This is a genomic window from Rhodanobacter sp. FW104-R8 (assembly GCF_001617365.1).
Classification (GTDB): Bacteria; Pseudomonadota; Gammaproteobacteria; order Xanthomonadales; family Rhodanobacteraceae; genus Rhodanobacter.
The window spans coordinates 1-21,125 of sequence record NZ_LVJR01000111.1; the positions used below are offsets into that span (position 1 = coordinate 1).

Below are 21,125 nucleotides of genomic sequence, written 5' to 3' on the forward strand. Positions count from 1 at the left end.
CGATGCTGATCAGCGTGTCGCCGTGGCGCACCTTGTAGTGGCGGGTTTCCCTCGCCACCTTCGCCGCCGGTGCCACCGATGGCGCCGGCACCACCGGCACCACGGCACGGTGCAGGTCGTCGGCGAGGATCGGCCACGGGCCATCGACGCAGCGCGACGCGTAGGCCTTTTCCAGCAGTTTCGGCAGTTGCAGCGTGGCGCCCGCCGGCTGGCTCACCTGCGGATCCAGCCGCGGGTTGAGGTTGCGCAACGTGCGGAACCAGCCGTCGCTCATGCCGCCGGCCGACCCCAGGCACACGGTCAGTTCGGTCAGCGAAGCCGGCCGCTTCAGGGTGACTGAGCCGGGCGCCCCGTCGACCCTGGGGAAGCGCAGGTTGTAGCTGTCCGGATGCTGGAACAGCCAGGCCGCGGCCAGCACGGCCGGCACGTAGTCGCGGGTTTCCTGCGACAGCTGGTCGTAGATGCGCGGGTCGTAGAAGCTCGTCGCGGTGTTGTTGCCGACCGAGCGGCGCATGCGGCCCTCGCCGCCGTTGTAGGCGCCCAGGGCGAGCTCGAGGTTGTCGTTGAAGATCCGCAACTGCTCGTTGATGTACTCGGCATTCGCCCGCGCCGAGGCGGCCGGGTCGAAGCGCGTATCGAAGCCATTGTCGTTGCCCAGGCCGAAGCGCATGCCGGTGGCGTACATGAACTGCAACGGCCCGGCCGCGCCGGAGCGCGACACTGCGTTTACCTTGCCGCCGGATTCCTTGGCCAGAATGCCGAACAGCAGCGCCTCGGGCAGGTCCGCCTTCTCGTACTGCGGCCACATCTGGTAGCGCAGGTACTGGTAGTTGACCCAGGCGTCCATCAGCTGCGGGCGCCACTGGGTCAGCCACATCTCCAGCGCCGCCTTCACCGGTCCGTTCATCGCGATCAGCTGGGACAGCTTCTGCCCGTGCAGCAGGGTCACGCTGCGCTGCGCCTGCGGCAGGCTGCCCGGGCCGGCCTTGCCGGCGGCCAGCGCCGCCTGCGACGGCTCGACGTCGCCGCCAAGGTCCGGCGCGTCGTCGAAATCGCCGTCCTTCAGGCGCAGCAGATGGTCGAACGCCGAGAAGAACCGCTGCGGATCACAGCCGGCCGTATTGCCGCAGCGTGCCGCGGCTGCCTTCAGGCTGTCGAGCGAACGGGCCAGGGTCTGCTGCGATGCCTGCCGGTCGCCCGCGCGCGATTGCTGCAAGGCGGTCTCGTAGCCCTTGCTCGCCTGGTCGAGCTGGCCGTAGAGCGCATCGACCTGGGCCGGGTGCCTGGCGTCGCCGGTACTGGCGCAGGCGCCGAGCAGCATTCCCGCCGCGGCCAGGGACAGCATACGCATGGATCGAACCGGCAGACGCAACGACATCACGTACTTCACCCGCGGAAAACGCCCACCATAGCGGGCGCACCGCCCGGACTCAATGCGCCGCGAAAATTCCTGCGCCCTGGCTACAATCGCCCGACCCGCAACGGATGGAACACCATGACCGAGATCCTGATCGGCCGCAACGACAGCACCAGCGTCAACCTCGACCCGCATTACGGCAACCGCCACGGCATGATCGCCGGCGCCACCGGCACCGGCAAATCCGTTTCGCTGATGGTGCTGGCCGAAGGCTTCTCGCGGCTGGGCGTGCCGTGCTTCCTGGCCGACGCCAAGGGCGACCTGGCCGGCCTGTCGATGGCCGCCGACGCACCGGGCGACAAGCTCAAGGCGCGCCTGGACAAGCTCAAGCTCACCGACTGGAAGGCGCAGGCCAACCCGGTGATCTTCTGGGACATCTACGGCAAGCTCGGCCACCCGGTGCGCGCCACCGTCAGCGAGATGGGCCCCACCCTGCTCGGCCGCGTGCTGGAGTTGAACGACACCCAGGAGGGCGTGCTGGAAGTGGCGTTCAAGGCCGCCGACGACCAGGGCTGGCTGCTGCTCGACCTGGCCGACCTGCGCGCCCTGCTCGGCTACGCTGCCGACAACGCCAAGGCGCTCTCGACCCGGTACGGCCTGATCGGCACGACCAGCATCGCGGCGATCCAGCGCGCGCTGCTGAAGCTGGAAAACGACGGCGCCGACCAGTTCTTCGGCGAACCAGCGCTGGAGCTGGCCGACCTGATGCGCCAGGACATGAGCGGACGCGGCATCATCAACGTGCTGGCCGCCGACCAGCTGATCCTGAAGCCGCGGCTGTATTCCACCTTCCTGCTGTGGCTGCTGTCCGAGCTGTTCGAGCAGCTGCCCGAAGTGGGCGACCTCGACCAGCCGAAGCTGGTGTTCTTCTTCGACGAGGCGCACCTGCTGTTCGACGACGCCTCGCCGGCGCTGCAGCAGCGGGTCGAGCAGGTGGTGCGGCTGATCCGCTCCAAGGGCGTGGGCGTGTACTTCTGCTCGCAGAATCCCGACGACGTGCCGGGCGTGATCCTCGGCCAGCTCGGCAACCGCATCCAGCACGCGCTGCGCGCGTTCACCCCGCGCGACCAGAAGGCGGTCAAGGCGGCGGCGGAAACCTTCGTGGCCAACCCGAAGCTCGACGTCACCGCGGCGATCACCAGGCTGGCCGTCGGCGAGGCGCTGGCCTCCACCCTGGCCGGCGGCGGCGTGCCCACGCCGGTGGAACAGGTGCTGGTGACCGCGCCGTGCTGCCGCATCGGCGCGATCACCGACGCCGAACGCGCCACCATCCGCCAGCGCTCGCCGGTGGGCGGCAAGTACGACCATCCGGTCAATCGCGAATCGGCCGCCGAGATCCTCGCCAGGCGCGCCGACGACAAGGCGGCCGCCACCGCGGGCGATCCGCCGGTCCAACCGGGCAAGACCGGCGAAACGGGCTGGGGCGGCGCCGTGCACGACGTGCTGTTCGGTACCGCGCGTCGCCAAGGCATGGTCGAGACGATGGGCAAGCAGGTGGTGCGCACGATGGGCAGCCAGATCGGCCGGCAGATCCTGCGCGGCGTGCTGGGCGGGATCTTCGGCGGCAAGCGCTGAGGGCCCGCGCCATGTCCCGCATCGAAGTCGTCGCCGCCGACACGCCATTCGCGCAACGCCTGCAGGCCAGCTTCGGCTACCCGCTGCGCGGCGCCGGGCTGGCCACCTGCGTGGTACTGGCGCTGGTGCACTATGTCGGCCTGCTGCCTTCGTGGACCGGCGCGCTGGCCAGTGCCCTGGTATGGGCCGCAACCTGGCGCTACGCCGCCGACTGCCTGCTGCACACCGCCAACGGCTACGCCGATCCGCCGGACGTCGGCAGCGACGGCAACAGCGCCAGCGGCTGGGGGCTCACCGCGATCCACCTGCTGGTGGTCGCGCTGTGCGTGCTGGCGATCGTGTTCTTCCCGCGCGCGCTGTGGCCGGTACTGCTGGTGGCCGCCCTGGCGCTGCCGGCGATCGACATGTCGCTGGCGTTCGACGGCAACCTCGCGCTGTCGCTCAACCCGCTGAACTGGGCGCGCGTCATCGGCGGCTTCGGCGCCGCCTACCTGATCCCGGTGGCGATCAACCTGCTGCTCGGCCTGCTGATCGTGCTGGCCTCGGTCACCTCGGCACTGCTGCCGCGGCTGCTGGCCCTGCCGCTGTTCGCGTTCGCCTACACCTACCTGATCGTGCTCGCCTTCCACCTGATGGGCGCGATGATCCACCAGCGCCACGAACGCTTCGGCCTGGTTCCCGAGGCCCCGGAGCTGGCCAGGGCTTCGGGCCAGGATGCCGACAGCCGGCTGGTCGACGAGGCGCGCCAGCTCGCCGTCGACGATCCGCTGGCCGCCTTGCGGCTCCTCGCCGCCCGGCTGCGGGAACGCGACGCGCCGCTCCCGGTGCACCAGTTCTACCGCGAGCTGCTGCACCGGCAGGGCCTGCGCGACGACCTGCTGGTGCACGGCCAGATCTGGATCGCCGCACTGACCGCCCGGGGCGAATCGCGCCGTGCGCTCGGCGTGCTGCAGGAATGCTGCGGCATCGACGCCGGGTTCGTGCCGGACGACCCGCAGACCTGCGGCGGGCTGGCCGAACTGGCCGCGCGACTGGGCATGGGCCGCATCGCGATCCACCTGTGCCGCGGCTACCTCGCGCACTGGCCGCGCGACCCGCAGGCACCGCACTACGGCCTGCTGGCCGCGCGCCTGCTGGCCGACCACGCCGACCAGCGCGCCGAGGCGACGGTCCTGCTGGACCAGCTCGCCGGCGCCTGGCCCGACCACCCGCTGCGCGCCGAGATCGACGCGCAGCGGCAGCGCCTGGCCAGCCCCGCATGAGCCGCTGGCGCCCGCCCTCGGCCGGTTCCACCGCGATCATCACGCGCGAGGGCTTCGAGCGCCTCAAGGCCGAACTCGACCACCTGTGGCACGTGCTGCGCCCGGAGGTGGTGAAGGCGCTGGCCGCCGCCGCGGCCGAGGGCGACCGCTCGGAAAACGCCGAGTACACCTACCGCAAGAAGCAGCTGGGCGAGATCGACCGCCGCGCGCGCTACCTCAGCAAGCGGATCCCCGCGCTCAAGGTGGCCGAAGGCGCGCCGGGCGACCGCGGCGCGGTGTTCTTCGGCGCCTGCATCGAGCTGGAGAACGTCGCCACCGGCGAGCTCCACCGCTACCGCATCGTCGGCCCGGACGAGACCGACGCGAAACGCGGCTGGATCAGCATCGACTCGCCGCTGGCGCGGGCAGTGCTGAAGAAGCACGTGGACGACGAGTTCGCCGCCGAGCTGCCCGGCGGAACGACGGCATTCGCCGTGCTGGCGGTCGATTACGAACGGGACTGACGCGGCGCCGGAACGGGTTTCGGCGGGCAGCCCCAGCCCGGAGCCGGTTCAGACGACCGGCGGATACGCCCGCCCGGCCCGCCGCGGCTGGTAGCAGGCCGCGCTGCGATGGAAGGCCTCGCCGGCATTCCCGGGATGCCAGTCCGGGATTCCCGACAACGGCAGCGGGCGCAGTTCCTGCGGATCGTGCAGCAGCCGGCCGGCGGCGATGGCCTCGGCGCAACGGGCCGGCAAGGATTCGGCCGCATCATCGCAGCGGAACACCAGCGCCTTGGCCACTAGCAGCTTGTCCGGGCTCAACGCATGCTCCAGCAGGGCGTGGCCGAACACGGCCAGCCGGATCGAACCGTCCAGCCAGGCCTGGCGCCGGCGCCAGAACATGCCGTGCCAGTCGTGCGCGTCCCACAGCGCCAGCAGCGCGGGATCGCGCACGGCGACGATCACGCCGGCCTCGTCGAAGTGGGTCATCGCGTACTGCGCGCGCGAGCGCAGCTTCGGCCCCATGCGGGCCACCTCGGCCATCTGGCGTGCGTTGAGCGCACGCTTGATCGCCGGATGGCGCAGCCACACCAAGGCATTCAGCAGGTCGTGCCAGTTGCCTTCGCGGGTGGCGATCCCGCCACGCTCGGCGATGCGCTGCTCGTAGTGCAGGCCGTCGGCGAGCAGCGCCGGCGTCTGCGCCACGAAGCGCTGCGCCATGCCGGCGGGGACGCGGCGGTTGAGCGCGTCGATGGACGGCCACGCCGCGCCGTCGAGCAGGTCGGCGTATTCGCGCCACGCCGACAGCGGCATCCGCCCGAACACCGCCGGATCGACCGTGCCGCGGGCCGGCGCCACGAAGCGCGCCCTGTTCATGCGCTCATCCAAGAGCGCGGCAGCCCGCTGATTGCCATGACGTTCATTCCGCGCTTCGCATCAACGCCAGAAGCGGCCATCGCTGGCCGCCCTTTCAAATGATCTTGAGCGCGGGATGCGCGAGGCGAGCGTGCAGGTCATGCTCGCTGGCGCCCTCGACCACCACATCGACGAACTGGCCGGGCTTCAGCGACTGGCCGTCGGCGACCAGCACCGTGCCGTCGATCTCCGGCGCGTCGGCGGCCGAGCGCGCCACCGCGCCGGCGGCATTCGTCTCGTCCACCAGCACCCGGATCGTGCGGCCGATCTTGCGCTGCAGCTTCGCGGCGGAGATCTCCGCCTGCACCGCCATGAACTGCTCGAGGCGATCCTCCTTCAGCTCCTCGGAGACCGCGCCGGGCAGCTCGTTCGCCTTCGCGCCGTCCACCGGCGAATAGGCGAACGCGCCGACGCGGTCGAGTTCGGCCTCGCGCAGGAAGTCGAGCAACTCCTCGAACTCGGCCTCGGTCTCGCCGGGGAAGCCCACGATGAAGGTGCTGCGGATGGTGAGATCGGGCACCTGGGCGCGCCAGTTGCGGATGCGCTCCAGCGTCTTGTCGATGTTGCCCGGCCGCTTCATCAGCTTCAGGATGCGCGGGCTGGCGTGCTGGAACGGGATGTCGAGGTACGGCAGGATTTTGCCTGCCGCCATCAGCGGCATCACCTCGTCCACGTGCGGGTACGGGTAGACGTAGTGCAGCCGCGTCCACGCGCCGAGTTCCGACAGGCCTTCGCACAGCTCGGTCATGCGCGTGCGGTACGCCTTGCCGCGCCACTCGCGCTCGGCGTACTTCAGGTCGACGCCGTAGGCGCTGGTGTCCTGCGAGATCACCAGCAACTCCTTGACGCCGCCCTTGACCAGCTTCTCGGCCTCGACCAGCACCTCGTCGACCGGGCGCGATACCAGGTTGCCGCGCATCGACGGGATGATGCAGAAGCTGCAGCGGTGGTTGCAGCCTTCGGAAATCTTCAGGTAGGCGTAATGCTTCGGGGTGAGCTTCACGCCCGTGTCCGGCACGATGTCGATGAACTTGTTGCGCCGGGGCGGCAGCGCCGCGTGCACCGCGCTCATCACGCTGGCGTAGTCCTGCGGGCCGCTGACCGACAGCACGTCCGGGTACGCCTCGCGGATCAGCGCCTCGCGCTTGCCCAGGCAGCCGGTGACGATCACCTTGCCGTTCTCGTGCAACGCGGTGCCGATCGAGTCCAGCGATTCCTGCACCGCGGCATCGATGAAGCCGCAGGTATTCACCACCACCGCGTCGGCGGCGTTGTAGCTGGGCACGATCTCGTAGCCCTCGACCTTGAGCTGGGTGAGGATGCGCTCGGAATCGACCAGCGCCTTGGGGCAGCCGAGGCTGACGAAGCCGATCTTGTGTGCGGTCTGGGACATGCGTGGCGCCACCGGAAACGTGCGGAACAGCCGGCAATTATACGGCAGTGCGGCCCGGCCACCGGCGCGGCTAGACTTCACGCGATCCCCTCTCCGGAGCCGCCCATGGGCCAGCACATCAACATCCCCACCAGCCGCACCCAGTGCATCGGCGGCTACCTCGCCCAGCCGCAGGGCAAGCCGAAGGGCGGCATCGTGGTGATCCAGGAGATCTTCGGCGTCACCGCGCACATCCGCCGCGTGACCGACCGCTTCGCCGAACACGGCTATGCCGCGATCGCGCCGGCGTTCTTCGACCACCTCGAGAGCGGCGTGGAGCTGGGCTACGACCAGGTCGGCGCCAACAAGGGCAAGCAGCTGGTCACGGAACTGGGGCTGGAGCGCGCCCTCGAGGACGTCGCCAGCGCCGCCGAGTCGATCGCGTCGGCCGGCAGGATCGGCACCGTCGGCTACTGCTGGGGCGGCACCGTGGCCCTGCTTTCCGCACTGCGCCTCGGGCTGCCCTCGGTGAGCTACTACGGCGCGCGCAACCTGCCGTTCCTGCACGAGACGCCGCAGGCGCCGGTGATGTTCCACTTCGGCGAGAAAGACCTCAGCATTCCGCCGGAAACGGTGGCGAAGCATCGCGAGGCGCTGCCGCAGATGGAAGTCTTCACCTACCCAGCCGACCACGCCTTCAACCGCGACGGCAGCGCCCCCTACCACGAGGCCAGCGCGAAGCTGGCGCTGCAGCGCACGCTGGCGTTCTTCGACCGGCACCTGGCCGGCGACGCATGAACGGGCCCGGCTTCGCCCTCGACCCGCGGCTGGCGGCGGATGCCCGCCCGGTGGCTGCGTTGCCGCTGTGCGACGTGTTGCTGATGGACGACGCGCGCTACCCGTGGCTGATCCTGGTGCCGCGCCGCGCCGGCCTGGTCGAGGTCGCCGACCTGGACGCCGGCGAGCAGGCCACGCTGTGGCAGGAAGTGAACCGCGCCAGCGCGGCGCTGCGCGCCGTGGCGCCCTGCGACAAGCTCAACCTCGGTGCGCTGGGCAACATCGTGCGCCAGCTGCACGTGCACGTGGTGGCGCGTCGCGAAGGCGACGCGGCGTGGCCCGGCCCGGTCTGGGGCAACGGCCGCGCGCAGCCGTATGCCGAAACGGCGCTGGCCGCGCGGCTGGACGCGCTGCGCCGACTCCTGGCTGGCCCGACGGGATAACGCGCCGATGGAATCGCCGACCCGGTTCGAGGCACTGGCCGAGGATGCGCTGCTGCTGCGTTTCGGCGACCGCATCGACATCGAGCTCAACGCCCGGGTGCAGGCCGCGGCCGCCCGCCTGCGCCGGTTGCCGCGGGTGGAATGCGTACCGGCCTATGCCAGCGTGCTGCTGCGCTTCGACCCGCGGGACTGGCCCGGCGACGGCGGTCCCCATCGCCAGCTGCAGGCGGCTGCCGGTGCAGCGCTGGCCGAGGCCGGCGACGCCGTCGCCGCGGCGCGTGAGCTGGTCATTCCGGTCTGCTATGGCGGCGAGTACGGGCCGGATCTCGCCGAAGTCGCCGCCTGCTGCGGGCTCGACGAGGCCGCGGTGTCCGCGCTGCACGCGGCGGCGGATTACCGCGTGGCGATGCTGGGCTTCGCGCCGGGATTCCCCTACCTGCTCGGACTCGATCCGCGCCTGGTGGTGCCGCGGCGCAGCGATCCGCGCCAGCGCGTGTCGGCCGGCAGCGTGGCGATCGGCGGCAGCCAGACCGGGATCTACCCCGAGGCGCTGCCCGGCGGCTGGCAGGTGATCGGGCGCACCCCGCTGCGCCTGTTCGACCTCGCGGCGGAAACGCCCGCACTGCTTGCCGCGGGCGATCGCGTGCGTTTCCGCGCGATCGATGCGGACGCCTTTCGCCAGCTGGCGGCCCGTCCCGGATGAGCGTCACGGTGATCAGGCCGGGCTTGCTGAGCAGCCTGCAGGATGCCGGCCGGCCGGGACATGCCGCGCTGGGCGTGGGCCGTGCCGGCGCGATGGACCTGCCGGCATGGCAGCTTGCCAACGCACTGGTCGGCAACCGCCGGGGCGAGGCCGCGCTGGAATGCACCCTGGCCGGTCCCGGCCTCCGCTTCGGGCAGGCCGCGGTGATCGCGTTGACCGGCGCGGCGATCGCCGCCCGCGTCGGCTCGCAGGCAATCCCGCCATGGACGACCTGCCTGCTGCCCGCGGGCAGCGTGCTGCAACTCGGCGGCATGAGCCGGGGCTGCCGCAGCTACCTTGCCGTGCGCGGCGGCTTCGACGTGCCGCCGCTGCTCGGCAGCCGCAGCAGCGACCTGCATGCGCGCATCGGCCGCGCGCTGCAGGCGGGCGACGTGCTACCGGTGGGCGCGGCCGCGCCGCTGCGCGCCCTGCCGGCCCGCCAGAACGTGCGCGTGCTGGGCTGGGGCCCCGATCCGCAGCCGTGGTTCGACTTCGCGCGCCGGCCGTTGGCGCTGCTGCACGGGAGCCACTGGGCAGCCCTGGACAGCGCCTCGCAGCGGCAGCTGTACGGCGGCCACTTCACCCTGAGCAAGGACAGCAACCGCACCGCCAGCCGCCTGGACGGCCATGCGCTGCATCTGGCGGAACCGCTGGAGCTGGTCTCCGAGGCGGTCTTGCCCGGCACGCTGCAGTTGCCGCCGTCGGGCCAGCCGATCGTGCTGCAGGCCGAGGCGCCGGTGACCGGCGGTTATCCGCGCATCGGCCAGCTCGCCGCGGTGGACCTGCCGCGGCTGGCGCAGCTGCGTCCCGGCGATACCGTATGCTTCCGCGAAACCGGCATGGACGAAGCACTGGCCCGGCTGGCCGCACACCGGCAACGACTGACCCGCATGCTCGACGCGATCGCACAACGACTGGAAACCGGCGCATGAACCGCATCGACCTCAACGGCGACCTCGGCGAGTCGTTCGGCGCATGGCGCATGGGCGACGACGATGCGCTGCTGCCGCTGCTCAGCTCGGCCAACATCGCCTGCGGCTTCCATGCCGGCGACCCCGGGATCATGCAGCGCACGGTGGCGCAGGCGGTGGCTCACGGCGTGGCGATCGGTGCGCACGTCTCGCTGCCCGACCTGCAGGGTTTCGGCCGGCGCGAGATCGGCGTGACGCCTGCCGAGGCGTACGCCACGACGCTCTACCAGATCGGCGCGCTGCATGCGTTCACCCGCGCCGCCGGCGCTACGCTCAGCCACGTCAAGCCGCATGGTGCGCTGTACAACATGGCCGCGCGCGATGCCCTCCTGGCCGACGCGATCGCCCGCGCGGTGCGCGACTTCGACCCGCGGCTGCGGCTGTTCGGCCTGGCCGGTTCGGCGCTGATCGAGGCGGGCCGGAAGCTCGGCCTGGCGGTGGCGGCGGAGGCCTTCGCCGACCGCCGCTATCGCGCCGACGGCTCGCTGCAGCCACGGAGCGAGGCCGGCGCGGTGATCGAGGACGTCGAACTTGCCGTGGCCCAGGCGCTCGGCATCGCCCGCGACGGCACGGCGCAGGCGGTGGACGGCCGGCCCGTTCCGCTGCGGGCCGACACGCTGTGCCTGCACGGCGACGGCCCGCACGCGGTGCAGCTGGCATGCCGCCTGCGCGAGGCGCTCGACGCCGCCGGCCTGCGCATCGCCGCGCCGGATGCAGCATGACGGGCGTGCCGCCCCACCTCGGAGGAACCGCATGAACTATTGGCCCCTGCTCGGCGTCGCGGTGATCGTCGTCGGCTTCCTGTTGCGCTTCAATCCGGTGCTGGTGGTGGTTACCGCCGCCGTGGGCAGCGGCCTGCTCGCCGGGCTGACGATCCCTGCCCTGCTGGCCCTGCTCGGCAAGAGTTTCGTTTCCAGCCGCATGCTGATGCTGTTCGTGCTGACCCTGCCGGCGATCGGCCTGCTCGAGCGCGCGGGCCTGCGCGAACACGCGCAGCGCTGGATGACCCGGCTGCATGGACTGACCCTCGCTCGGCTGCTGATCGGCTACCTGCTGCTGCGCCAGCTGCTGGCGGCGCTGGGTCTCACCGGCGTGGCCGGCGCGGCACAAACCGTGCGCCCGCTGCTGGCCCCGATGGGCGAGGCGGCAGCGGCCAAGATCCACCCCGGCCTGGACGACGCCGACCGCGACGAACTGCGCGCGGTCGCCGCGGCCACCGACAACATCGGCCGCTTCTTCGGCGAGGACGTGTTCATCGCGCTCGGCGCCGTGCTGCTGATCCAGGGCTTCTATGCCCAGCACGGCATCGAGCTGAGCCCCCTGTCGATCGCGTTGTGGGCCCTGCCCACCGCGGTCGCGGCCTTCGTCATCCAGTCCGTGCGGATATGGCTGTACCAGCGCCGGCTGCAGCGCCGCGCCGCCGGCCTGCGGGCCGAGGCGGCGGACTGAGCATGCTCCGCATCGAATACGTCTACTGGCTGATCGCCGCGTTCCTGCTCTACTGCGGCCTGCGCGACCTGCGCGAGCGGCGCGCCTGGCACGCCGCGTTCTGGCTGGTGCTCGGCGTGCTGTTCGGCGCTGGCGACTACGTGCTGGCGCAGCAGGCCGCCGGCCATGCGCTGCCTGCGCAGCTGGCGGGCATCGGCGTGATCGTGCTGGCGCTGCTGGCGCCGCGACTGCATCGGCACGCCCATGCCGAGGAAGGCAGCGCTGCGCAACGCCTGCAGTCGGCCATCCGGCTCGGCCACAAGCTGCTCGTGCCGGCCCTGCTGATACCGCTGGTGACCCTGCTGGTGGCGCTGTTCGGCGGCTACCTGGCGTTCGCCGGCCGGCACCTGTTCGCCACCGCGCAGATGACCCTGACCGGGCTGGCGCTGGCCTGCGTGATCGCGCTGTTCGCCGCCGCTCGCGTGGCACGTGCCCCGCTGTCCGCGGGCCTGGCCGAAGGCCGCCGCCTGCTCGACGCGATCGGCTGGGCGGCATTGCTGCCGCTGCTGCTGGCGGCGCTCGGCGAAGTGTTTACGCAAAGCGGCGTGGGCGCGGCGATCGCCGCGCTGGCCACCAGCTGGCTGCCCACCGGCAGCGCGCTGGCCTGCCTGGTCACCTTCGCGCTGGGCATGGTGCTGTTCACCGTCATCATGGGCAACGCGTTCGCCGCCTTCCCGGTGATGATGGCCGGCATCGGCCTGCCGCTGCTGATTCGCCAGCACGGCGCCGATCCGGCGATACTCGGCTCGATGGGCATGCTGTGCGGCTACTGCGGCACCCTGCTGACGCCGATGGCGGCCGACTACAACCTGGTGCCGGCGGCCTTGCTGGAGTTGCGCAACCCGTACGGGGTGATCCGCGCGCAGCTTTGGAGCGCGTGGTGGATCCTCGCCGCCACGTTCGTGACGATGTGGCTGCTGGCATTCCGTTGAACACGCCTTGTTGAACACGTCTTGAGGAGGCCGCCATGGGCGCATCCCTGCCACGCATCCTGCTGACCGGCTTCGACCCGTTCGCGGGCGAAGCGGTCAATCCGTCGTGGGAGGCCGTGCGCGCGCTGCACGGCCGGCGCATCGGCGGCCATCGCGTCGTCGCATTGCAGTTGCCCACCGAGTTCGCCGCCTCGCTGCGCCTGCTCCGCAGCGCGGTACGCCAGGCGGCGCCGTCGATCCTGCTCGGCGTCGGCCAGGCCGGCGGGCGGGCGCGGCTGTCGATCGAACGGCTGGCGATCAACCTGCAGGATGCGCGCATCCCCGACAACGCCGGGGCGCAGCCGATCGACGAACCGGTGGTCGCCGATGCTCCGGCCGCCTACTTCAGCACGCTGCCGGTCAAGGCAATGCTGGCTGCGCTGCAGGCGCAGGGCGTGCCGGCGGAAATCTCGAACAGCGCCGGCACCTACGTCTGCAACCACATCGCCTACGCCATGCTGCACCTGGCATCGCGGCGGCCGGGCGCACGCGCCGGCTTCATCCACATCCCGTTCCTCCCGGCGCAGGCCGCGCGGCATCCCGGCGCGCCCAGCATGACGCAGGCCGAGGTGGTGCGCGGCCTGGAAATCGCCCTGCGCACGGCAACCGCCACCCGGCGCGACCGCAGGCTCGGCGCCGGCACCCTGGACTGAGCGGGTCCATCGCCGTCGCGACCACAAGAAAACAGGAAGCCGCGATTCGCATCGCGGCTTCCCTGGCTTCTTCCGGCGGAATATCAGTACTGGTGCTGGGGGTCGAAGCCGCCGCTGCTGGCGTCCTTGCCCTTCTGCGAATCGGGCAACGCTGCCGGCGCATGATGATCCTCGAGCGCACGCGCCTTGGTTTCCACCGGATTGATCTTGGTCAGCGTGCCGCCATCGTCGTAATACGCGGTGAAGCCATAGTCCATCTGCATGCGCGCCAGGTATTCAAGGTGCCGTTTGCGGATCTTGGAATCGTCGCTGGGCACGAGCAGCACGGTCTTCGGCAATTTGCCCTGGTCCTTCAGGTAGGCGAAATGGCTGCCGACATCGAGCGCCGAAAGCACCGCGCCATCGAGCAGGAACTGGCCATCCTTGTAGGCCTGCAGCGTGGCGTCGAACTGGCCCTTCATCGATGCCGTGCCGACCGCGTCCCGGGTACTGCCCCGGTGGCAACCTGCCAGCACGAGCAGGCTGCCCAGCATGAGGGCTGCCGTGACGCGCGTCAGCAATATGGAAAAACGGGTCATGGGAGTCTCCTGGCAATCGAACGTCTGGATCGTGGAAGTGTAGCGCGGCCATGAACGGCGATGCGGGTCGCCGCTCCGCCGTTCAGCTCGCGTACTCAGGTGCGCGGCAGGGTCACGCCCTGCTGGCCCTGGTACTTGCCGCCGCGGTCCTTGTAGCTGGTCTCGCACTCCTCGTCGGATTCGAGGAACAGCATCTGCGCCACGCCCTCGTTGGCGTAGATTTTTGCGGGCAGCGGGGTGGTGTTGGAGAACTCCAGCGTCACGTGCCCCTCCCACTCCGGCTCCAGCGGGGTCACGTTGACGATGATGCCGCAGCGCGCGTAGGTGCTCTTGCCGAGGCAGACCGTGAGCACCTTGCGCGGGATGCGGAAGTACTCGACCGTGCGCGCCAGCGCGAACGAGTTCGGCGGGATGATGCATACGTCCGCCTCGACGTCGACGAAGCTCGACGGATCGAACGCCTTCGGGTCGACGATGGTGGAATTGATGTTGGTGAAGATCTTGAACTCGCGCGCGCAGCGCACGTCGTAGCCGTAGCTGGAGGTGCCGTACGAGATCAGCTTGTTGCCGTCGCGCAGCTTGACCTGGCCCGGTTCGAACGGCTCGATCATGCCGTGGCTTTCGGCCATGCGGCGGATCCACTTGTCGGATTTGATGCTCACGCGGACTCCGGTCGGTAGCGGCAGCACCCGGTCCAGCCGGGCGCAAAGCGGCAAAAATACATGGTCCGGGCGCCGCCGCGCCAGCCACGCAGCCTCACGCCACGGGCAGCGCCTCGGCCAGCACATCCAGCGCCGCACGCAATTCCGCACGACGTTCCGCGCTGGCCAGTACCTGCGCCACCGTGCAGCCGGCGCCCGGCAGCGCCACCGGCAGGGGCTGCGCCGCCAGCAACTGGGCGGACATGGTGTACAGGATCTCGGCCAGCGCCTCCTGCGCATGGTACGAACCGCGCGCGGCCGTGTTCAGCAGCAGCACCGGCTTGCCCGGAAACTCCAGGCTGCCGACCAGCCAGTCCAGCAGGTTCTTGAACGCGCCGGGCACGCCGTGGGCGTATTCGGGGCAGGCGACCAGCAAGGCATCGGCGCGGCCGACGGCCTCGCGCAGCGACCGTACCGGCGCGGGCACGGCATCGGCTTCGTCGTCCGGATTGAACAGCGGCAAGCTACCGAGCCCGTCGTACAGCACCAGCTCCAGCGCCGGCGGCGCCAGCTGCTGCGCCGCTTCCAGCGCGACCGTGTTCGAGGACATCCGGCGCAGGCTGCCGGACAGGCACAGCACGCGCTGCGCCGGCGCCGTCATGCGGCCGGCACGCCTTGCACCACGATCTTGCCCAGCCCCAGCGACTTGTTGCGCGGCTGCCGCGACAGCCGGCCGGCCGCGTTGCGGGCGATCTCGCGATAGCGCATGGCGAGGTCGGAATCGGGCATCGCCGCCACCGTGGGGTTGCCGCCGTCGGCCTGTTCGCGGATGCGGATGTCCAGCGGCAGCGAGCCGAGATAGGCCGCGCCGTATTGCGTCGCCATGCGCTGGCCGCCGCCTTCGCCGAAGATGTTTTCCTCGTGGCCGCAGTTGGAGCAGACGTGGGTGGCCATGTTCTCCACCACGCCGAGCACCGGCACCTCGACCTTCTCGAACATCTTCAGCGCCTTGCGCGCATCCAGCAGGGCGATGTCCTGCGGCGTGGTGACGATCACCGCGCCGGCCACCGGCACCTTCTGCGACAACGTGAGCTGGATGTCGCCGGTGCCCGGCGGCAGGTCGACGATCAGATAGTCGAGCTGTTCCCAGCGCGTGTCGGTGAGCAACTGCATCATCGCCTGGGTGACCATCGGGCCGCGCCAGATCATCGGCGTGTCTTCTTCCACCAGGAAGCCGATCGACATCACCGGCATGCCGTGCGCCTGCATCGGGATGATGCTCTTGCCGTCCGGCGAGGCCGGCTTGCCGTGCACCCCGAGCATGGTCGGCTGGCTGGGCCCGTAGATGTCCGCGTCCATCACGCCGACCTTCGCACCCTCGGCCTGCAGCGCCAGCGCCAGGTTCGCCGACACCGTGGACTTGCCCACGCCGCCCTTGCCGGACGCCACCACGATGATGTTCTTCACGTTCGGCAGCGGCCCCAGCGTGCCCTGCACCTTGTGCACGTGGATGCGGCTGGTGATCGAAACCGCGGCCGAGTCGATCGCCGGATCGGCCTCCAGCGCCTGGCGCACGCGCACCGCGAGGCTGTCGATGGCGCCGGCGGCCGGATAGCCCAGTTGCAGGTCCACCGACACCTTTGCCCCGTCCACGCCGACCGCGCGCACGGCCTCGGCCAGCGGCGCGCCGGTATGGGTGTCGATGAGACCGCCAAGGATCTGGCGGACCAGGGTTTCGTTCGCCTGCGTCATGTCGGCTCGGGTGTTTGCGGGGCATCCATTATGCCAGCCCGCCGTCGCGACCCCGCTGACTTGGGTCAGCGACAGGCATGGCGCAATGCAGCTTGACGGCCTTGTGGAACCTCGCCAGTCTCGCATTCCATACGCTTTCGTACGGGAGAATCATCCATGAAGCTTGCTGTCCGCCTCACCTTCGCCGCCGGCCTGCTGCTGGCTGCCGGCACCGCGCTGGCCGCCACCGACACTCCGGCCGGCACCTGGAAGACCATCGACGACGCCACCCACCAGCCGAAGTCGATCGTCGAGATCACCGAGCACAATGGCGAGTACCAGGCGAAAATCGTGAAGCTGCTGAACCGCACGCCGGAAGACGTGGCCCGCGACGGCGAGCACCCGGTCTGCACCAAGTGCGACGGCGAGCGCAAGAACCAGCCGATCGTGGGGATGACCTTCATGTGGGGCGTCAGCAAGGACGGCGACGAATGGAGCGGCGGCAGGATCCTCGACCCGAAGAACGGCAAGGTCTACAAGGTGAGGCTCAAGCTGATGGACAGCGGCCGCAAGCTCGACGTGCACGGCTACATCGGCTTCGCCCTGCTCGGCCGCTCGCAGGTCTGGGAACGGCAGGACTGACCCACCCTCACAGCGCCTGACCGAACGCCCCGTACCGCCTGCCGGTCCGGGGCGTTTTCATGTGGAGCACGCCGCCACCCGGTGGCGGCCGACGCGACCAACGAGAAAACCGGCCATCGACTCGACACCATCGAGCTGTCGTCGAAGGCCAACAGCAACAGGCCCGCCCACGGGCGAGGCTGGCAAACGGCCATGGCATAATGCCAGTCAACAACGGAATACGCCCCATGAGTCGTCGCCTGCTCGTCACCAACGCCCTGCCCTATGCCAACGGCCCGCTGCACATGGGCCACCTGCTGGGCTACATCCAGGCCGACATCTGGGTGCGCGCGCAACGGATGAGCGGCAACAAGGTGGTCTACGTGTGCGCCGACGATGCGCACGGCACGCCGATCATGCTGGCCGCGGAGAAGGCCGGCATGACGCCCGAGGCGTTCATCGCCGGCATCCGCGAGGGCCACGAGGCGGACTTCGCCGCGTTCGGCGTGGCGTTCGACCAGTACCACACCACCCATTCGGAAGAGAACCGCGAGCTGGCGACGCTGATCTACACGCGCCTGCGCGACGGCGGCTACATCGCCAGGCGCAGCATCCAGCAGCTGTTCGATCCGGAAAAGCAGATGTTCCTGCCGGACCGCTACATCAAGGGCGTGTGCCCGAACTGCGGCACGCCGGACCAGTACGGCGACAACTGCGAGCACTGCGGCGCCACCTACGCGCCCACCGACCTGATCAACCCGTATTCGGTGATGTCCGGCGCCACCCCGGTGCTGCGCGATTCCGAGCACTACTTCTTCGAACTGGGCAAGTTCGAGGGACTGCTGCGCGACTGGTTCGCCGGCAAGCTCACCCACGGCAAGCCGGTGGCGAACGCCGGCGTGGCGGCGAAGCTGCGCGAGTGGCTGGACGGCGGCCTGAAGGACTGGGACATCTCGCGCGACGCGCCCTACTTCGGCTTCCCGATCCCCGACGCGCCGGGCAAGTTCTTCTACGTATGGCTGGACGCGCCAGTCGGCTACCTGGCCAGCTTCAAGGCACTGTGCAACCGCACCCACCTGAAGTTCGACGAGTTTCTCGCCCCCGGCAGTACGGCCGAGATGCACCACTTCATCGGCAAGGACATCATCAACTTCCACGGCCTGTTCTGGCCGGCGATGCTGCACGGCGCCGGCTTCCGCACGCCCACCGCGCTGCACGTCAACGGCTACCTCACGGTGAACGGCGCGAAGATGTCCAAGTCGCGCGGCACCTTCATCCAGGCGCGCACCTACCTGGACGCCGGCCTGCACCCGGGATTCCTGCGCTACTACTTCGCCAGCATGCTCAGCGACGCGCCGGTCGACGTGGATCTCGACCTCAAGGCGTTCGAGGAGCGCGTCAACTCGCACCTGGTCGGCAAGTGGGTGAACATCGCCAGCCGCACCGCCGGCTTCGTGCACAAGTACTTCGGCGGCCGCCTGGCGCCGCAGCTCAGCGCCGAGGAAACCAGGCTGTGGAACACCCTGCTGGAACACTACGACGGCATCGCCGCGCTCTATGACGGCGGCGACTTCGCCGAGGTCACCCGCCGCTTCGTGCTGATGGCCGACCTGGTCAACGGCCACATCGCGGCCAAGGCGCCATGGGCGATGGCCAAGGACGAAGGCCGCCGTGACGAACTGCACCAGGTGTGCTCGTTCGCGCTGACCGCGTTCCGCCTGCTGGCCGGCATGCTCAAGCCGATCCTGCCGATTACCGTAGCTGCTGCCGAACAGTTCCTGGCCGCGCCGATCGCCGACTTCGACGACGCCCGCGCCAGCCTGCGCAACCATGCCATCAACGCGTTCGACCCGCTGCTCGGCCGCATCGATCCCAAGCGCATCGAGGCCATGGTCGAAGCCTCGAAGGATTCGCTCGGCGTCCCCACCGAGGCTGCCGCGGCCTCCAGGAAGGAAAAGCCCATGAGCGACAGTGCAAAGCCTGCAGCGACGGCTCCCGGCGGCCGCAAGGAAGCCCCCCTGCAGGATTCCCCGCTCCCGACTCCCGGCTTCATCGGCATCGACGATTTCGCCCGGCTCGACCTGCGCATCGGCAAGGTCATCGCCTGCGACTTCGTGGACGGCTCGGACAAGCTGCTGCGCTTCGAACTGGACGCCGGCCCGCTGGGCACGCGGCAGATCTTCTCCGGCATCCGCGCCGCCTACGCCGAACCGGCAAGCCTGGTCGGCCGCAACGTGGTGTTCATCGCCAACCTGGCCCCGCGCAAGATGCGCTTCGGCCTGTCCGAAGGCATGATCCTCTCCGCCGGCGACGGCGGCAGCGACCTGTTCCTGCTCGACGCCGACCAGGGCGCCAGGCCGGGCGCCAACGTGCGCTGAGCTGGGAAGCCGGGATTCGGGATTGGGGATTAGTGAAAAGCTGCCAGCCTGCCGCACACTGCTCTTTCCGAATCCCGAATCCCGAATCCCCATGAACGACCTCGCCGACCGCATCGACGCCCTGCTGCCACAGACGCAGTGCGAGCAGTGCGGCTATCGCGGCTGCCGGCCGTATGCGGAGGCGATCGCGCGCGGCGAGGCGGAAATCAACCAGTGCCCGCCCGGCGGTACGACCGGCATCGCGAAGCTCGCGGCTCTGCTGGATCGGCCGGTGCTGCCGCTGAATCCTGCCAACGGCGTGGAAAAGCCGCGCATGCTGGCACGCATCGTCGAGGCCGACTGCATCGGCTGCACCAAGTGCATCCAGGCCTGCCCGGTCGACGCCATCGTGGGCGCCTCGAAACTGATGCATACCGTGCTCGCCGACGACTGCACCGGCTGCGAGCTGTGCGTGCCGGCCTGTCCGGTCGACTGCATCGTGCTGGAACCGATGCCGCCCGCGCAGATCGACGCCGCACATGCCGATGCGGCGCGCGCCCATTTCCAGCGCCGCGAGGCGCGCCTGCAACGCCAGCGCGCCGAGCGTGAGGCCGAGCTGGCTGCACGCAAGGCCGCGGTGGATACCGCGGCCGGCCCGGTCAATCCAGTGCTGGCCGCGCTGGCCCGCGCCAAGGCGAAACAGCAGGAGCCGAAACCGTGAAGCGCACCGAGGTGGTGGAACTGTTCTCGCGCCTGCGCGAACTCGACACGCACCCCACCACCGAACTCGTCTATGGCACGGCGTTCGAACTGCTGGTCGCCGTGGTGCTGTCGGCGCAGGCCACCGACGTGGGCGTGAACAAGGCCACGAAGAAGCTCTATCCGGTGGCGAACACGCCGCAGGCGATCCTCGACCTCGGCGAGGACGGCCTGAAGCCCTACATCAGCACGATCGGGCTGTTCAACGCGAAGGCGAAGAACGTGATCGCACTGTGCCGGCTGCTGCTCGAACGGCACGGCGGCGAGGTGCCGCGCACGCGCGAAGCGCTGGAGGCGCTCCCCGGCGTGGGCCGCAAGACCGCCAACGTCGTTTTGAATACGGCTTTCAATGAACCGACCATCGCGGTGGACACGCACATCTTCCGCGTCGCCAACCGCACCGGGCTGGCCCCGGGCAAGGACGTGCGCGCGGTCGAGGACAAGCTGGAGAAAGTGGTGCCGGCCGAGTTCAAGCAGGACGCCCACCACTGGCTGATCCTGCACGGCCGCTACGTGTGCAAGGCGCGCAAGCCGGACTGCCCGCACTGCGTGATCCGCGACCTGTGCCGCTACAAGCACAAGACGGTCGATTAGGAAACGGGGGATGGAAGAACCTGGTTCTTGCTCTTGGCTTCGTAGGGCGGACACTGTCCGCCGGCTTTTTGACGGGCAAGAGCGGCGGACAGTGTCCGCCCTACGAAACTGCGCTCCTACACGCGTTGCAACCCGGGGTATCAGGCCAGCAATTGCGCTCGCTCCAGCGCCGCGATGTGGCGCTCCAGCCGCGGCCCCAGGTAGCAGTGCGAGCCGCACGGCAGCAAGCCCACCTTGCCGAACTCGCGCAGGTACCACGCCGGCGCGCGCGCCACGAAACCGTGGTGGTCGCCGGCCACGTCGTCGCGGCTGGTGAAAACCTCCAGGAATGCCACCCCTTCGAGCATCTCGCCGATGCCCTGCAGGCCGGCGCGGATCTCGGCCGGCTTCAGGTAATGCAGCACGTCGGTGCACACGATCAGGTCGAAGCGGCTGTCGAAGCGCAGTTGCTCCAGCTGGCCGAAACGGGCCAGGCCGATCTGGCGGCTGCGCCCGTAGCGCGCCACCACGTACTCGCTGGCGTCCAGCCCGCGATACGCGATGCCCGGCCGCAGCGCGCGCAGCGGCGCGCGCCAGGTCGCCTCGCCGCAACCCACGTCGAGCACGTTGCGCACCGGCCGCCCCAGGTAGTACTCGGCCTGCGCCACCACCATCGCCACCTTGCGCCTCAGCTCCGCCGGCGAGCCGACCGCATGCCGCGGGTCGCGGTACCACTTGTCGAAATAGTCGCGATCGTAGGTCTTCGGCATCGGCCCGCTCCGGCAAAGGCGGCATGG

23 protein-coding genes are annotated in these 21,125 nt (G+C 70.0%); 15 read left to right on the top strand and 8 right to left on the bottom strand.

The features are described from left to right. Window positions 1–1,351 (bottom strand): transglycosylase SLT domain-containing protein (locus RHOFW104R8_RS14260; RefSeq protein ID WP_235605151.1); only part of this gene is annotated, 1,351 nt, incomplete at its 3' end. Window positions 1,352–1,495: 144 nt separating this feature from the next. On the opposite strand from RHOFW104R8_RS14260, the gene RHOFW104R8_RS14265 reads away from it, so the two are divergent. From RHOFW104R8_RS14265 to greB, 3 genes are read left to right on the top strand one after another with little or no spacing between them, the layout of a single operon-like run. Continuing rightward, the gene (locus tag RHOFW104R8_RS14265) at window positions 1,496–2,992 is read left to right on the top strand and encodes a helicase HerA-like domain-containing protein (protein WP_068090582.1); all 1,497 of its coding nucleotides are present in this window, start codon (window positions 1,496–1,498) and stop codon (window positions 2,990–2,992) included. 11 nt (window positions 2,993–3,003) lie between these two features. Then, on the top strand, window positions 3,004–4,254 hold the full coding sequence (locus RHOFW104R8_RS14270) for a hypothetical protein (protein WP_068090585.1): 1,251 nt from the start codon (window positions 3,004–3,006) through the stop codon (window positions 4,252–4,254). After that, window positions 4,251–4,757: a transcription elongation factor GreB gene (greB, locus tag RHOFW104R8_RS14275; protein ID WP_068090586.1), complete on the top strand. Its 507-nt coding sequence runs from the start codon at window positions 4,251–4,253 to the stop codon at window positions 4,755–4,757. The genes RHOFW104R8_RS14270 and greB overlap by 4 nt, the downstream gene beginning before the upstream one ends. 48 nt (window positions 4,758–4,805) lie before the next feature. Here greB and RHOFW104R8_RS14280 read toward each other — a convergent pair whose 3' ends face one another. Both RHOFW104R8_RS14280 and rimO read right to left on the bottom strand, forming a co-directional pair. Then, entirely contained in the window at window positions 4,806–5,612 is an 807-nt protein-coding gene (locus tag RHOFW104R8_RS14280; RefSeq protein WP_068090588.1) for a DUF3025 domain-containing protein, read from the bottom strand. 94 nt (window positions 5,613–5,706) lie between these two features. Continuing rightward, window positions 5,707–7,044: a 30S ribosomal protein S12 methylthiotransferase RimO gene (gene rimO / locus RHOFW104R8_RS14285; protein WP_068090589.1), complete on the bottom strand. Its 1,338-nt coding sequence runs from the start codon at window positions 7,042–7,044 to the stop codon at window positions 5,707–5,709. Window positions 7,045–7,149: 105 nt separating this feature from the next. Here rimO and RHOFW104R8_RS14290 point away from each other — a divergent pair, with 105 nt between their 5' ends. From RHOFW104R8_RS14290 to pcp, 8 genes are read left to right on the top strand one after another with little or no spacing between them, the layout of a single operon-like run. Then, on the top strand, window positions 7,150–7,821 hold the full coding sequence (locus RHOFW104R8_RS14290) for a dienelactone hydrolase family protein (protein ID WP_068090590.1): 672 nt from the start codon (window positions 7,150–7,152) through the stop codon (window positions 7,819–7,821). Next, window positions 7,818–8,243: an HIT domain-containing protein gene (locus RHOFW104R8_RS14295; RefSeq protein ID WP_068090594.1), complete on the top strand. Its 426-nt coding sequence runs from the start codon at window positions 7,818–7,820 to the stop codon at window positions 8,241–8,243. Before RHOFW104R8_RS14290 ends, RHOFW104R8_RS14295 begins: the two co-directional genes overlap by 4 nt. Before the next feature lie 7 nt (window positions 8,244–8,250). Continuing rightward, entirely contained in the window at window positions 8,251–8,946 is a 696-nt protein-coding gene (gene pxpB / locus RHOFW104R8_RS14300; protein WP_068090596.1) for a 5-oxoprolinase subunit PxpB, read from the top strand. Further along, the gene (locus RHOFW104R8_RS14305) at window positions 8,943–9,917 is read left to right on the top strand and encodes a biotin-dependent carboxyltransferase family protein (protein WP_068090598.1); all 975 of its coding nucleotides are present in this window, start codon (window positions 8,943–8,945) and stop codon (window positions 9,915–9,917) included. Before pxpB ends, RHOFW104R8_RS14305 begins: the two co-directional genes overlap by 4 nt. Beyond that, the gene (locus RHOFW104R8_RS14310; protein WP_068090599.1) at window positions 9,914–10,678 is read left to right on the top strand and encodes a LamB/YcsF family protein; all 765 of its coding nucleotides are present in this window, start codon (window positions 9,914–9,916) and stop codon (window positions 10,676–10,678) included. Before RHOFW104R8_RS14305 ends, RHOFW104R8_RS14310 begins: the two co-directional genes overlap by 4 nt. A gap of 31 nt (window positions 10,679–10,709) precedes the next feature. Beyond that, entirely contained in the window at window positions 10,710–11,405 is a 696-nt protein-coding gene (locus RHOFW104R8_RS14315) for a DUF969 domain-containing protein (RefSeq protein ID WP_068090603.1), read from the top strand. 2 nt (window positions 11,406–11,407) lie between these two features. Further along, window positions 11,408–12,376: a 5-oxoproline transporter, DUF979 family subunit gene (locus RHOFW104R8_RS14320; protein WP_068090605.1), complete on the top strand. Its 969-nt coding sequence runs from the start codon at window positions 11,408–11,410 to the stop codon at window positions 12,374–12,376. Window positions 12,377–12,411: 35 nt separating this feature from the next. Continuing rightward, window positions 12,412–13,068, top strand: coding sequence for a pyroglutamyl-peptidase I (pcp, locus tag RHOFW104R8_RS14325; RefSeq protein ID WP_068090607.1), 657 nt, complete (start codon window positions 12,412–12,414; stop codon window positions 13,066–13,068). An 83-nt stretch (window positions 13,069–13,151) separates the two neighbouring features. On the opposite strand, the gene RHOFW104R8_RS14330 is transcribed toward pcp, so the two are convergent. The 4 genes from RHOFW104R8_RS14330 to apbC all read right to left on the bottom strand — a co-directional run bounded on the left by RHOFW104R8_RS14330 (window position 13,152) and on the right by apbC (window position 16,039). Further along, window positions 13,152–13,646 carry a hypothetical protein gene (locus RHOFW104R8_RS14330; protein WP_068090609.1) on the bottom strand — a complete coding sequence of 165 codons (495 nt, stop codon included), beginning with the start codon at window positions 13,644–13,646 and terminating at the stop codon, window positions 13,152–13,154. 95 nt (window positions 13,647–13,741) lie between these two features. Continuing rightward, the gene (dcd, locus tag RHOFW104R8_RS14335) at window positions 13,742–14,308 is read right to left on the bottom strand and encodes a dCTP deaminase (RefSeq protein ID WP_007512923.1); all 567 of its coding nucleotides are present in this window, start codon (window positions 14,306–14,308) and stop codon (window positions 13,742–13,744) included. A gap of 94 nt (window positions 14,309–14,402) precedes the next feature. Further along, a complete protein-coding gene (locus RHOFW104R8_RS14340; RefSeq protein ID WP_068090610.1) occupies window positions 14,403–14,948 on the bottom strand; it encodes an NADPH-dependent FMN reductase in 546 nt (181 codons plus the stop codon). Beyond that, window positions 14,945–16,039 (bottom strand): iron-sulfur cluster carrier protein ApbC, encoded by a 1,095-nt coding sequence (gene apbC, locus RHOFW104R8_RS14345; protein ID WP_068090612.1) that lies wholly within the window; start codon window positions 16,037–16,039, stop codon window positions 14,945–14,947. Before apbC ends, RHOFW104R8_RS14340 begins: the two co-directional genes overlap by 4 nt. 156 nt (window positions 16,040–16,195) lie before the next feature. Between apbC and RHOFW104R8_RS14350 the strand changes: the two genes are divergently transcribed. The 4 genes from RHOFW104R8_RS14350 (at window position 16,196) to nth (ending at window position 20,349) form a co-directional block, all read left to right on the top strand. Further along, entirely contained in the window at window positions 16,196–16,660 is a 465-nt protein-coding gene (locus RHOFW104R8_RS14350; protein ID WP_068090614.1) for a DUF2147 domain-containing protein, read from the top strand. A 227-nt stretch (window positions 16,661–16,887) separates the two neighbouring features. Further along, complete coding sequence (gene metG, locus RHOFW104R8_RS14355; RefSeq protein WP_068090616.1) at window positions 16,888–19,017, top strand: methionine--tRNA ligase; 2,130 nt, start codon at window positions 16,888–16,890, stop codon at window positions 19,015–19,017. 91 nt (window positions 19,018–19,108) lie between these two features. Beyond that, window positions 19,109–19,717, top strand: coding sequence for an RnfABCDGE type electron transport complex subunit B (locus RHOFW104R8_RS14360; RefSeq protein ID WP_068090618.1), 609 nt, complete (start codon window positions 19,109–19,111; stop codon window positions 19,715–19,717). Further along, window positions 19,714–20,349: an endonuclease III gene (nth, locus tag RHOFW104R8_RS14365; protein ID WP_068090619.1), complete on the top strand. Its 636-nt coding sequence runs from the start codon at window positions 19,714–19,716 to the stop codon at window positions 20,347–20,349. Before RHOFW104R8_RS14360 ends, nth begins: the two co-directional genes overlap by 4 nt. Before the next feature lie 140 nt (window positions 20,350–20,489). Here nth and RHOFW104R8_RS14370 read toward each other — a convergent pair whose 3' ends face one another. Beyond that, window positions 20,490–21,098: a class I SAM-dependent methyltransferase gene (locus tag RHOFW104R8_RS14370; RefSeq protein ID WP_068090621.1), complete on the bottom strand. Its 609-nt coding sequence runs from the start codon at window positions 21,096–21,098 to the stop codon at window positions 20,490–20,492. Window positions 21,099–21,125: the final 27 nt, after the last annotated feature.